The organism is Streptomyces sp. NRRL WC-3626 (assembly GCF_000718785.1).
GTDB lineage: Bacteria > Actinomycetota > Actinomycetes > Streptomycetales > Streptomycetaceae > Streptomyces > Streptomyces edwardsiae.
In genome coordinates this window covers 405696-418202 of the sequence record NZ_JOCA01000003.1, presented here as the reverse complement: position 1 = coordinate 418202, position 12507 = coordinate 405696, and the positions used below count along the sequence as shown (strand labels likewise).

Genomic DNA, 12507 nt, shown 5'->3' with positions numbered 1-12507 from the left:
ACGCAAGAATCGCACTGCGAAACCTGGTCCTGTGGAGCAGTTTGGAGTGCTCGCCACCCTGTCAAGGTGGAGGCCGCGGGTTCAAATCCCGTCAGGACCGCAGTTGATCGAAGGCCCGCGCCCCTCATGGGACGCGGGCCTTCTGCATGCGCCGACCGCCCCCTTGCGCACGGTGTCGTCCGGGCGCCTGCCTCCGGGCACCGCCGGCGCTCTGCCGTACAGCCGGGCGAGGCGCCCCCGTTCCGCCCCGAAGGGCCCTCGCCCCGCCACGCACCCGCGCGTGCGGCCTCGCGCCGTCTTGACGTGGCTCTGCGGGCTCGGTACTTCAAGAGGCAGGGCACCGCTGCGTGTGACCCCCCGGAGGTGGCGTATGGCGGCATCGGCCAGGCACGAGACGCGGGCGTTGCTCAGGGCCCATCTGTCGGCCGCCTCGTCCTACCGGCATCTCACCCGGCACTGTCCGATCTGCCGTCACCTCCTGCGGATGGCGACGGAGGCCCCCCGCCCGGCCGGGGAACAACCCGGCGCCGACGCCCGTTCCCTCTAGCGCATATGCCGTCCGCCCAACAAGCCGACTGGTATGTGACGGGTGTCACCGTATGAGTTTTGGGAAGTGCTGTACTTACACCCCACCTACAACAGGTCAATTTAATATGTGCAATTGCACTGTCCGGAGAGGTCCGCACAAGCCGGAACACAGGTGATCCCCCACCCCTCCCCAGAGTCCGACAAGCCCGCTCACAGAGCCCGCACTCGGGCCGGCCGGGGTCGGGCCGACCCCCCAACGGCGCACAAAAAAGATCGCACTGGACCCGGCGGAGTCCAGTGCGATCGACGACGCACCCTTGTTCAGTTGCCTGTGAAGCCTGATCGGCTTGGGCGAGGGGCCTGTTGGGGCAGTCCCCGCGTCGCTTGGAGCCAACTTCCCGGACGTCCCGACTGGTGGGGGACCAGCCGGTTATGCCCGGTTCATGCGGTGGTTCAGGCCTCGCTGCGCTGCTGCGGAATGCCCGCGAGCAGTGCGCGGACCTCCGCCTCGCGGTAGCGGCGGTGCCCGCCGAGCGTGCGGATCGACGTGAGCTTGCCTGCCTTCGCCCAGCGCGTGACCGTCTTCGGGTCGACGCGGAACATGGTGGCAACCTCAGCCGGGGTCAGCAGCGGCTCGGCATCAGGGGTGCGAGCGGTCATGAGCGGCCTCCTCGGGAGAACCGAACCTTCTCGGTTCTTTCCTCTAAATTCTGCACCTTGACCCGCGTTGCCCGAAATGGCGGACGCGAGTCGAGTCGGTTATAGGACGAACGGCTTGTCCTCGGCACTACAACTACACCATCTGTCCAGCCACGTCGGCCAAACCGATGGAATTGCCCTCCCAGGTGTTCATCAGCCGCGGAAGCCGATGGACCATGCCATAGCGGACAGTCACGCCACTGTGACGATCAGTCACAGCAGCGTTCAGGAGTCGTCAGACCCCCCAAAGCGCGCAATGCTGAGATTCCGCCCATAGTGGAGCACAGCAGGACGGAGGAGTCCTCCCCGGACTCCTTGTCCTATTTTGGCATGAGGAGGGGCAAGGGGCGCAAGGGCCGCGTACGTGCGGTCCGTCACGCTTGACGCGCTTGGGACATACGCCCGGATCGGCGGACTACGTCCGCAAGCCGGCGCCGTACTGACGGAACCTCAGAACACCTCAGGGCGAAGACGAAACCCCATGAACGGCGATTGGTCAAACGTCAGTTCGCCGAACGCAGGTCCCGAACCGACCGCCAGCGCTCCACGAGACGCCCGTACGCGGCCCCGGCACCCTCCTCGTCGCCCCGGCGCAGCGCGGCGATCCCCTCGGCCACGTCCGCCGCCGAGTGGTCCCCCTCCAGCGTGCCGTCCGGCAGTGCGTGCACCAGTCCGCCGTAGTCCAGCTCGACCAGCGCGCGCGGATGGAACTCCTCCAGCCAGCGTCCGACGTCCACGAGTCCGTCGATCAGCAGGTGGTCGTCCATGGCGTCCCGCAGCGCCCGCAGCCCCCGGGCCACCCGCCGCCGGGCCTGGACCATGGGGGTCCGGTAGCGCAGCACGGGCGCCTCGCCGGCGGAACGCCCGACGTACTCCCGCTCGTCGTCGGCGAACAGCACGAACCAGTTGATCGGCACCTGCCAGGTGGCCGTGCGGATCCACGGCCGGGCGTCCGGATGGTCGGCCAGCCAGCGCTCGTAGTCCTGGGTGGCCTGGTGCCGTACGACCGGGGGCAGGAACGCGTCCAGGACCGGCAGCGGGAAGTCCTCGGCGAGCTCGCCCAGGGCCTGCCAGCCGCGCAGCCGGGTGCGCCAGGGGCAGACGCAGACCACGCCGTCGGACTCCAGTACGAAGGCGTCGTCGCTCTCGTGCGCCGGCACCGGAGCCGGCGGGGTGGCCGCGAGGCCGGCCAGGGCCCGGCGGATCTCGTCCTGGCTGGAGGGGCGGTCGGGGCGGCGCGCGTAACGGGCCCAGTGGCCGCGCTCCGGTTCCGGGAAGGCGGCCAGCGGTTCGTACACGCGCAGATAGGTCGCGTAGGGGACCATCACCGAGGACACCTTGGGCACGCCTGCTCCCTCCCCCGCGGATCGCCGGGAAAACCTGCCCGGCCCCCGCCCGGACGGGTGGGAAACCCGCGCAAACCGTCACACGGCGGTACTCCGGTGGGAGGTGATCCGCGACACGGTGCCATCGTCGCGCGCGTGAGGATCTACCCTCGTGCCACAGCCCCCGCCACCTCTACGGGGGCGGATCCCCACCCGCCGCTATTACTCAGGAGTCACCACAGTGACCGACGTATCTGACGGCGTCCTGCACACCCTGTTCCACTCGGACCAGGGAGGCCATGAGCAAGTCGTGCTCTGCCAGGACCGTGCCACCGGCCTCAGGGCCGTCATCGCCATCCACTCCACCGCGCTGGGCCCCGCCCTCGGCGGTACGCGCTTCTACCCGTACGCCTCCGAGGAGGAGGCCGTCGCCGACGCGCTGAACCTCGCGCGCGGAATGTCGTACAAGAACGCCATGGCCGGGCTCGGCCACGGCGGCGGCAAGGCCGTGATCATCGGCGACCCGGAGCGGATCAAGAGCGAGGAGCTGCTGCTGGCCTACGGCCGGTTCGTGGCCTCGCTCGGCGGCCGGTACGTCACCGCGTGCGACGTCGGCACGTACGTCGCCGACATGGACGTCGTGGCCCGCGAGTGCCGCTGGACCACCGGCCGCTCCCCCGAGAACGGCGGCGCGGGCGACTCCTCCGTGCTCACCTCCTTCGGCGTCTACCAGGGCATGCGGGCCGCCGCCCAGCACCTGTGGGGCGACCCGTCGCTGCGTGACCGCAAGGTCGGTGTCGCGGGCGTCGGCAAGGTCGGCCACCACCTGGTGGAGCACCTGCGCGCCGAGGGCGCCGAGGTCGTGATCACCGATGTGCGCGAGGACGCCGTGCGGCGCGTTCTCGACCGGCACCCCGAGGGTGTCTCGGCCGTCGCCGACACCGAGGAGCTGATCCGCACCGAGGGCCTGGACATCTACGCCCCGTGCGCGCTCGGCGGGGCGCTGAACGACGACAGCGTGCCGGTGCTGACCGCCAGGGTCGTCTGCGGCGCCGCCAACAACCAGCTCGCCCACCCGGGTGTGGAGAAGGACATCGCCGACCGCGGGATCCTCTACGCGCCCGACTACGTGGTGAACGCCGGCGGTGTCATCCAGGTCGCCGACGAGCTGCACGGCTTCGACTTCGACCGGTGCAAGGCGAAGGCGTCCGAGATCTTCGACACCACGCTCGCCATATTCGCACGTGCGAAGGAGGACGGTATTCCGCCGGCCGCCGCGGCCGACCGGATCGCCGAGCAGCGGATGGCGGAGGCACGTCCGGTGCGATGACACGCGCGGCGCGTCCCGGCACCGGGACGCCTTCGTACGTGTGAGCGGTACCCGCCGGGGGGCGGTTGGAGAGAACTCTCACTTCTCCCGGCGGGTCGACCGTGGGGAAGTGCTTAAAATCGCGGTTGACCAGCGGGAACAGGGTGTCTCGGCGGTCCCGGGCGCGGGCACGTCATGCGGGCGACGTACCGTATGGGCGCGGGCTCAGGTACCGTGGGAGCCCTACGGACCGGACTCTCCGCGGAGAGTCCGTTCTGGACCATGAACGCGTGTCAAGACTCTGGGGCCGTCGAGCCCCGTCGTTGAGGGGGTCGAGCCATGGGGCGCGGCCGGGCCAAGGCCAAGCAGACGAAGGTCGCCCGCCAGCTGAAGTACAACAGCGGTGGGACTGACCTCTCACGCCTGGCCGAGGAGCTGGGCGCATCGCCGTCGAATCAGCCACCGAATGGTGAGCATTTCGAGGACGATGAGCAGGACGAGGACCTGTACGCACGGTACGCCGACCTCTATGAGGACGACGACGAGGACGAGGACGGCCCGTCCTCCCAACAGCGTCGCGGCGCTTGACCCTGCGTGGATCACAGCCCGGTCGGTGACTTCGGTCACCGACCGGGTTTAGTGCTGCCTCAAGGGGCCGGTTCGCCCGGTGTGCTGCCCGCACGCCGTCCGGGCGGGCAGCACACCGTCGCTCACTTCGCGTAGTCACCGACGAGGGTCGCGCCCGTGGTGTGCTCGCCGCGGTCGGTGATCTCACCGGCGACCCAGGCGTCCACGTCCCGGTCGGCCAGTGTCGTCAGCGCCACGTCCACGGACTCCTGGGGCACGATCGCGATCATGCCGACGCCCATGTTCAGCGTCTTCTCCAGCTCCAGCCGCTCGACCGAACCGGTCCGGCCCACCAGGTCGAACACCGGTCCGGGCGCCCAGGTGGAGCGGTCCACGGTCGCGTGCAGTCCGTCGGGGATCACCCGCGCGAGGTTGGCCGCGAGGCCGCCGCCGGTGACATGGCTGAAGGCGTGCACCTCGGCGGTGCGGATCAGCGCCAGACAGTCCAGCGAGTAGATCTTGGTGGGCTCCAGGAGTTCCTCGCCGAGGGTGCGGCCCAGCTCGTCGATCCGGCCGTCCAGGGCGAGGCCGGCCCGGTCCAGCAGCACGTGCCGGACGAGGGAGTAGCCGTTCGAGTGAAGGCCGGAGGACGCCATGGCGATCACCGCGTCACCCGTACGGATGCGGTCCGGGCCAAGCAGCCGGTCGGCCTCCACGGCCCCCGTACCGGCGCCGGCGACGTCGAAGTCGTCCGGACCCAGCAGCCCGGGGTGTTCGGCCGTCTCCCCGCCGATCAGGGCGCATCCGGCCAGCACACAGCCTTCGGCGATGCCCTTGACGATCGCGGCGACGCGCTCGGGGTGGACCTTGCCGACACAGATGTAGTCGGTCATGAAGAGCGGCTCGGCGCCGCACACCACGATGTCGTCCATCACCATGGCGACCAGGTCGTGGCCGATGGTGTCGTAGACGCCCATCCGGCGCGCGATGTCGACCTTGGTGCCGACGCCGTCGGTGGCGGAGGCCAGCAGGGGGCGCTCGTACCTCTTCAGGGCGGAGGCGTCGAAGAGTCCGGCGAATCCGCCGAGGCCGCCGAGGACCTCGGGGCGCCGCGTCTTCTTCACCCATTCCTTCATCAGCTCGACCGCGCGGTCGCCCGCCTCGATGTCGACGCCCGCCGCTGCGTAGCTGGCACCAGTGTTCTGGGACATGACTGTGAGAGCTTTCTGTCGTCCGTCAGGGCTTACGGGCGGCGGATCGCGTCGACCGCGGCCGGGGCGGCGGTACCGGCGGCCAGCTCTGTCTCCAGGAGCTGCTTGCCGAGGAGCTCGGGGTCGGGCAGCTCCATCGGGTACTCGCCGTCGAAGCAGGCGCGGCACAGGTTCGGCTTGGCGATGGTGGTCGCCTCGATCATGCCGTCGATGGAGATGTACGCCAGCGAGTCGGCGCCCAGCGAGGTGCCGATCTCGTCGATCGTCATGCCGTTGGCGATGAGCTCCGCGCGGGTGGCGAAGTCGATGCCGAAGAAGCAGGGCCACTTCACGGGCGGCGAGGAGATCCGGATGTGGACCTCGGCGGCGCCCGCCTCGCGGAGCATCCGGACCAGGGCGCGCTGGGTGTTGCCGCGCACGATCGAGTCGTCGACGACGACCAGGCGCTTGCCCTTGATGACTTCCTTGAGCGGGTTCAGCTTCAGCCGGATACCGAGCTGGCGGATGGTCTGGGACGGCTGGATGAACGTACGTCCGACGTAGGCGTTCTTGACCAGGCCGGCGCCGAAGGGGATGCCGGACGCCTCCGCGTAGCCGATGGCGGCCGGGGTGCCGGATTCCGGGGTCGGTATGACCAGGTCGGCTTCGGCCGGGGCCTCCTTGGCCAGTTTGCGGCCCATCTCGACGCGCGAGAGGTACACGTTCCGGCCGGCGATGTCGGTGTCCGGGCGGGCCAGGTACACGTACTCGAAGACACAGCCCTTGGGCTTCGCATCCGCGAATCGGGAGGTACGCAGTCCGTTCTCGTCGATGGCGACGAACTCGCCCGGCTCGATCTCGCGCACATAGCTCGCGCCGCAGATGTCGAGGGCGGCGGACTCGGAGGCGACGACCCAGCCACGCTCCAGGCGGCCGAGCACCAGCGGGCGGATGCCCTGCGGGTCACGGGCCGCGTAGAGGGTGTTCTCGTCCATGAAGACGAGGCTGAAGGCGCCCCTGACCTTGGGGAGGACCACATGCGCGGCCTGCTCCACGGTCACCGGTTCGCCGTCGGCGGCGCGCTGGCCGGCCAGCAGGGCGGTGATCAGGTCGGTGTCGTTGGTGGCCGCCACCTTCGGGGCGCGGCCGTTCTCCTTGGGGAGTTCGGAGACCATCTCGGCGAGCTGCGCCGTGTTGACCAGGTTGCCGTTGTGGCCGAGCGCGATGGATCCGTGCGCGGTGGCACGGAACGTCGGCTGGGCGTTCTCCCACACGGAGGCACCGGTGGTCGAGTAGCGGGCGTGTCCGACCGCGATATGACCCTGGAGTGAACCGAGAGAGGTCTCGTCGAAGACCTGGGACACAAGGCCCATGTCCTTGAAGACGAGGATCTGGGAGCCGTTGCTGACCGCGATTCCCGCGGATTCCTGGCCCCGATGCTGGAGGGCGTAGAGCCCGAAGTACGTGAGCTTGGCGACCTCTTCGCCCGGAGCCCAGACACCGAAGACGCCGCAAGCGTCCTGGGGGCCCTTCTCACCGGGGAGCAGGTCGTGGTTGAGTCGTCCGTCACCACGTGGCACGCCTCCGAGTGTAGGCGAGGCCGGGCGCTGGTCCGAATGCGGGATACGGCCCCGGCCGCGGATCAGCGCTGCGCGACGGCTCGGACGCTCTTGCCGTTTTCGCTGGTCAGCGTGAGGGTCCGGCCTTCGATCCGGTAATTCACGGTGCCGCCGAAAAGTTTCGTCAGCGCCTTCTCGCCGTCCATGAGTGAGTCTTCGCACACCATTCGGGTCAGGGACGGCACGCCGAGGGTGATATGGCCGTCGCGCACGGTGGCGTCGGCGTTGACCTGGTTGCAGCCGAGGCGGCCGGCGACGGCTCCGTCCTTCTTGTCGAAGGTGAGGTGGGCGCGGTGGTCGAGGGCGGGGGTGGTGACGGTCCACTTGGTGCCGTACAGCGGGGAGTCCTCGGCCCTGGTCAGGCGGACGGTGTCGCCTGCCGCGGTGGTGAGGGTGAGGCGGCCGTCGTGCGCGTCGGTCCTGAGAGTGCCGTCGCCGAGGGTCTCGGCGAGGGTGCGTTCGAGGTCCATGGTCGGCCCGTCGCAGGCCCGCAGGGTGGTTTCCCGGTCGCCGAGCCGGACGCGGTCGCCTTCGACGACGGCCCGGCCCTTGAACAGGTTGCATCCGTAGCTGCCCTCGGCGCCGCCCTCGTCGTCCAGGGTGAGGTTCGCCCCGTCGGGGGCGCGGTGGGTGGTGCCATCGACGGTGACGCTGTCGATGGACCAGCGGACACCGGTGACCGGTTCCTCCGCCCGCGCGGTGCCGCTGCCGGCTCCCGCCCGCTCGCTGCCGCAGGCAGCCGCGAGCGGGACGACGAGCACGGCGACGGCCGTCAGGGTCATGCGCTGCTTGTGCTTCTGCCTGTACATGCCGATTCGACGAGGGCGGGGAGCAGGTGGTTCCCCTTCCGCCGGGACTCAGCCCAGCAGCGGCAGATACGGTCCCAGGTCCGCCCGCTCCCCGCTCGCGCTCACCTTCGCGCCGGCCACCGCCTCCTGCCACACCGTGCGGCCCGAGGCCAGCCTCGCCCAGGTCAGCGGGTCGGTCTCGACGACGTTCGGCGGGGTGCCCCGGGTGTGTCTCGGCCCCTCCACGCACTGCACGACCGCGTACGGCGGGATCCGCACCTCCGTCGAGCCGCCGGGCGCCTTCGCGGCGAGCGCGTCGGCGAGCAGCCGGGTGCAGGCGGCGAGGGCCTGACGGTCGTACGGGATGGCGAGGCCGGGGACGGCGGCGTTCAGGTCGTCGGTGTGGACGACGAGCTCGACGGTACGGGTGACGACGTAGTCGGCCAGGGGCAGGGCGCCCGCGCTGGTGGGGAGCAGCCGGCCGCCGGGGTGGGCGTCGAGGCGGTCGGTGAAGCGCCGCTCGACCTCGTCGAGGTGGGCGCCGAGGTCGGGGTGCTCGGCCGCGAGCCGTCGGGCGGTCACGGCGATGGAGTCCGCGTCGGCGCCGATGGCGGACGGCCAGTCGACCAGCCGCCCGTCCTGCCGCGCGGGCTCGGGCTCGCCGAGCAGCCGGTCCACGGCGGCCAACGCCATCCCGGTGTGCGCCACCAGCTCCCGCACGGTCCAGTCCCCGAGCCGCGTCGGCAGCGCGAGCTGCCCGGGGGTGAGGCCGTGTACGGCATCCCGGACATGCCCGAACTGCGCGAGCACGGCGGCACGGGTCCTGGCCGGGTCGTAGGAACGGGCACGCTTCTTGGCCGGGGGCATGGGCGGAAGCCTATGCGTACGCCTCACGTAGGCGGCCCCCGCCCGGTGGACCGGGCGGGGGCCGCGTACGGAGCCGAGGGTCAGGCCAGCAGGGCCGGGATCGTCGCCTCGTGGGTCTCGCGCAGGTCGGCCAGGGGGAGGGCGAACTCGCCCTGGACCTCGACCGTGTCTCCGTCGATCACGCCGATGCGGGTGGCCGGGAGGCCTCGCGCGCCGCACATGTCGTTGAAGCGGACCTCCTCGGAGCGCGGTACGGCGACGATCGCGCGGCCCGCCGACTCGGAGAAGAGGAAGGTGAACGCGTCCAGGCCGTCCGGGACGATCAGACGCGCGCCCTTCCGCCCCAGCAGCGCCGACTCGACGACCGCCTGGATCAGACCGCCGTCGGAGAGGTCGTGCGCGGAGTCGATCATGCCGTCGCGGGAGGCGGAGATCAGGATCTCGCCGAGCAGCCGCTCACGCTCCAGGTCGACCTTCGGGGGCAGGCCGCCGAGGTGGTCGTGGATCACCTGGGACCAGGCCGAGCCGCCGAACTCCTCACGCGTGTCGCCCAGCAGGTACAGCAGCTGGCCGTCCTCCTGGAAGGCGACCGGCGTGCGGCGGGCCACGTCGTCGATGACGCCGAGGACCGCGACCACCGGGGTCGGGTGGATGGCCGCCTCGCCCGTCTGGTTGTACAGGGAGACGTTGCCGCCGGTGACCGGGGTGCCGAGCTGCTGACAGCCGTCCGCCAGACCGCGCACGGCCTCCGCGAACTGCCACATGACCGCCGGGTCCTCCGGCGAGCCGAAGTTCAGGCAGTCGGAGACGGCGAGCGGCTTCGCACCGGTCGTCGCCACGTTGCGGTACGCCTCCGCCAGCGCCAGCTGCGCGCCCGTGTACGGGTCGAGCTTGGCGTAGCGGCCGTTGCCGTCGGTGGCGATGGCGACGCCGAGGCCGGTCTCCTCGTCCACGCGGATCATGCCCGAGTCCTCGGGCTGGGCGAGGACGGTGTTGCCCTGCACGAAGTGGTCGTACTGCTGGGTGATCCACTGCTTGGAGGCCTGGTTGGGCGAGCCGACCAGCTTGAGGACCTGGTCCTTCAGCTCGTCGGACGTCCGCGGCCGGGGCAGCTTGTTCGCGTCGTCCGCCTGGAGCTCGTCCTGCCAGGACGGGCGGGCGTACGGGCGCTCGTAGACCGGGCCGTCGTGGGCGACGGTGCGCGGGTCGACGTCGACGATCTTGCCGCCGTGCCAGAAGATCTCCAGCCGGTCGCCGTCGGTGACCTCACCGATGACGGTGGCGATGACGTCCCACTTGTCGCAGATCTCGAGGAAGCGGTCGACCTTCTCCGGCTCGACGACCGCGCACATGCGCTCCTGCGACTCGCTCATGAGGATCTCCTCGGGCGAGAGCGTGGAGTCGCGCAGCGGTACGTCGTCCAGGGTGACCCGCATACCGCCCGAGCCGTTCGACGCCAGCTCCGACGTGGCGCAGGACAGGCCCGCCGCGCCGAGGTCCTGGATGCCGACGACCAGCTTCTCGGCGAAGGCCTCCAGGGTGCACTCGATGAGGAGCTTCTCCTGGAAGGGGTCGCCGACCTGGACGGCGGGGCGCTTGGACGGCTTGGCGTCGTCGAAGGTCTCGGAGGCCAGGATCGAGGCGCCGCCGATGCCGTCGCCGCCGGTGCGGGCCCCGTACAGGATGACCTTGTTGCCGGCGCCGGAGGCCTTGGCGAGGTGGATGTCCTCGTGCCGCATGACGCCGATGGCACCGGCGTTGACCAGCGGGTTGCCCTGGTAGCAGGCGTCGAAGACGACCTCGCCGCCGATGTTGGGCAGGCCCAGGCAGTTGCCGTAGCCGCCGATGCCGGCGACGACGCCCGGCAGGACGCGCTTGGTGTCGGGGTGGTCCGCGGCGCCGAAGCGCAGGGGGTCCACGACCGCGACCGGGCGGGCGCCCATCGCGATGATGTCGCGGACGATGCCGCCGACGCCCGTGGCCGCGCCCTGGTAGGGCTCGACGTAGGAGGGGTGGTTGTGCGACTCGACCTTGAAGGTGACCGCGTAGCCCTGGCCGACGTCGACGACGCCGGCGTTCTCGCCGATGCCGACGAGCATGGCGTCGGACTCGGGGGCCTTCTCGCCGAACTGGCGGAGGTGGACCTTGGAGGACTTGTACGAGCAGTGCTCGGACCACATGACGGAGTACATGGCGAGCTCGGCGCCGGTCGGGCGGCGGCCGAGGATCTCCACCACCCGCTCGTACTCGTCCTTCTTCAGGCCCAGCTCGGCCCAGGGCAGCTCGACGTCGGGGGTCGCGGCCGCGTGCTCGACCGTGTCCAGAGGCGTCCGGCTCATGCGTTGACCAGCTTCTTGAGGATCGACGTGAAGAACGGCAGGCCGTCGGTACGGCCCGTACCGATCAGCGACTCGACGGCGTGCTCGGGGTGCGGCATGAGGCCGACGACGTTCCCGGCGGCGTTGGTGATGCCGGCGATGTCGTTGAGCGAGCCGTTGGGGTTGACGTCCAGGTAGCGGAAGGCGATGCGGCCCTCGCCCTCCAGCTCGTCCAGGGTCCGCTGATCGGCGACGTAGCGGCCGTCCATGTTCTTCAGCGGGATGTGGATCTCCTGGCCGGCCGTGTAGTCGGTGGTCCAGGCGGTGTCCGCGTTCTCCACCCGCAGCTTCTGGTCGCGGCAGATGAAGTGCAGGTGGTCGTTGCCCAGCATGCCGCCGGGGAGCAGGTGCGCCTCGGTGAGGATCTGGAAGCCGTTGCAGATGCCGAGTACCGGCAGGCCCGCCCTGGCCTGGTCGATGACCGTGTCCATCACCGGTGAGAAGCGCGCGATGGCGCCCGCGCGCAGATAGTCGCCGTACGAGAAACCGCCGCAGAGCACCACGGCGTCGACCTGCTTGAGGTCCTTGTCCTTGTGCCAGAGGGCGACGGGTTCGGCGCCGGCGACGCGGATCGCGCGCTGCGTGTCCCGGTCGTCGAGACTGCCCGGGAAAGTGACGACGCCAATACGAGCGGTCACTTCGCGGCCCCCGCGACTTCCTCGACCCGTACGGTGAAGTCCTCGATCACGGTGTTGGCGAGGAAGGATTCAGCAAGATCGTGGATACGGGCGAGCACGGCCTCGTCGACCGGCCCGTCAACTTCCAGTTCGAATCGCTTTCCCTGGCGGACGTCCGAGATCCCTTCGAAACCCAGACGCGGCAGTGCGCGCTGCACCGCCTGGCCCTGGGGGTCGAGGATCTCCGGCTTGAGCATGACGTCGACTACGACGCGTGCCACTGGCACTCCCGGTGTGTGGTGCTGAGCAGGTTCCTTCAGACTACCCGCACAAAATTTCTACGCGGGTAGAGTTGTAGGAATCTACGTGAGCACGATCACGATCCGGCATCGCGGGGAGACATCCGGGAAAAGATCCGGGAAAGATCTCCGTTCACCCGCACATCGCTATTGCGCCCCGGACACGCGGACAGATTTAGTCGGGCTTCACATTGCAATGCCGGGCACTGTACAAATGAATTGTCATTAGCAGATACTTTGCCCGATTACAGGCGGACAGCCGACATCTCGACGATGTCCCGGCACGTCATCACGGACGTCCGGACGAGAGGTGTCGCACGA

At 69.9% G+C, this 12507-nt stretch carries 12 protein-coding genes and 1 tRNA gene; 4 read left to right on the top strand and 9 right to left on the bottom strand.

What is annotated here, in order from left to right:
- Positions 1-25 precede the first annotated feature (25 nt).
- Positions 26-100, top strand: a tRNA-Asp gene (locus tag IF28_RS0107600).
- A 270-nt stretch (positions 101-370) separates the two neighbouring features.
- A complete protein-coding gene (locus IF28_RS39400; protein WP_199808962.1) occupies positions 371-547 on the top strand; it encodes a DUF6274 family protein in 177 nt (58 codons plus the stop codon).
- A 434-nt stretch (positions 548-981) separates the two neighbouring features.
- Here the strand turns inward: IF28_RS39400 and bldC are convergent, their stop codons facing one another.
- Both bldC and IF28_RS0107585 read right to left on the bottom strand, forming a co-directional pair.
- The gene (gene bldC, locus IF28_RS0107590; RefSeq protein WP_003949541.1) at positions 982-1188 is read right to left on the bottom strand and encodes a developmental transcriptional regulator BldC; all 207 of its coding nucleotides are present in this window, start codon (positions 1186-1188) and stop codon (positions 982-984) included.
- Between the two features lie 542 nt (positions 1189-1730).
- On the bottom strand, positions 1731-2573 hold the full coding sequence (locus IF28_RS0107585) for a hypothetical protein (RefSeq protein ID WP_030215805.1): 843 nt from the start codon (positions 2571-2573) through the stop codon (positions 1731-1733).
- A 220-nt stretch (positions 2574-2793) separates the two neighbouring features.
- On the opposite strand from IF28_RS0107585, the gene IF28_RS0107580 reads away from it, so the two are divergent.
- Positions 2794-3882 carry a Leu/Phe/Val dehydrogenase gene (locus tag IF28_RS0107580; RefSeq protein WP_030215803.1) on the top strand — a complete coding sequence of 363 codons (1089 nt, stop codon included), beginning with the start codon at positions 2794-2796 and terminating at the stop codon, positions 3880-3882.
- Positions 3883-4200: 318 nt separating this feature from the next.
- On the top strand, positions 4201-4449 hold the full coding sequence (locus tag IF28_RS0107575) for a DUF3073 domain-containing protein (protein WP_030215800.1): 249 nt from the start codon (positions 4201-4203) through the stop codon (positions 4447-4449).
- 122 nt (positions 4450-4571) lie between these two features.
- Here IF28_RS0107575 and purM read toward each other — a convergent pair whose 3' ends face one another.
- The 7 genes from purM to purS form a co-directional block, all read right to left on the bottom strand.
- Complete coding sequence (gene purM / locus IF28_RS0107570; protein ID WP_030215796.1) at positions 4572-5639, bottom strand: phosphoribosylformylglycinamidine cyclo-ligase; 1068 nt, start codon at positions 5637-5639, stop codon at positions 4572-4574.
- A 32-nt stretch (positions 5640-5671) separates the two neighbouring features.
- Entirely contained in the window at positions 5672-7198 is a 1527-nt protein-coding gene (gene purF, locus IF28_RS0107565; protein WP_030215793.1) for an amidophosphoribosyltransferase, read from the bottom strand.
- A gap of 62 nt (positions 7199-7260) precedes the next feature.
- Positions 7261-8046, bottom strand: a complete 786-nt coding sequence (locus IF28_RS0107560) for an META domain-containing protein (protein ID WP_030215787.1) — start codon at positions 8044-8046, stop codon at positions 7261-7263.
- Positions 8047-8094: 48 nt separating this feature from the next.
- Entirely contained in the window at positions 8095-8892 is a 798-nt protein-coding gene (locus IF28_RS0107555; protein ID WP_030215784.1) for a maleylpyruvate isomerase family mycothiol-dependent enzyme, read from the bottom strand.
- An 80-nt stretch (positions 8893-8972) separates the two neighbouring features.
- Complete coding sequence (gene purL, locus IF28_RS36220) at positions 8973-11231, bottom strand: phosphoribosylformylglycinamidine synthase subunit PurL (protein WP_037892741.1); 2259 nt, start codon at positions 11229-11231, stop codon at positions 8973-8975.
- Positions 11228-11908, bottom strand: a complete 681-nt coding sequence (gene purQ, locus IF28_RS0107545) for a phosphoribosylformylglycinamidine synthase subunit PurQ (RefSeq protein ID WP_030215780.1) — start codon at positions 11906-11908, stop codon at positions 11228-11230. Before purQ ends, purL begins: the two co-directional genes overlap by 4 nt.
- Entirely contained in the window at positions 11905-12168 is a 264-nt protein-coding gene (gene purS, locus IF28_RS0107540; protein ID WP_030215777.1) for a phosphoribosylformylglycinamidine synthase subunit PurS, read from the bottom strand. The genes purQ and purS overlap by 4 nt, the downstream gene beginning before the upstream one ends.
- Between the last annotated feature and the right edge of the window lie 339 nt (positions 12169-12507).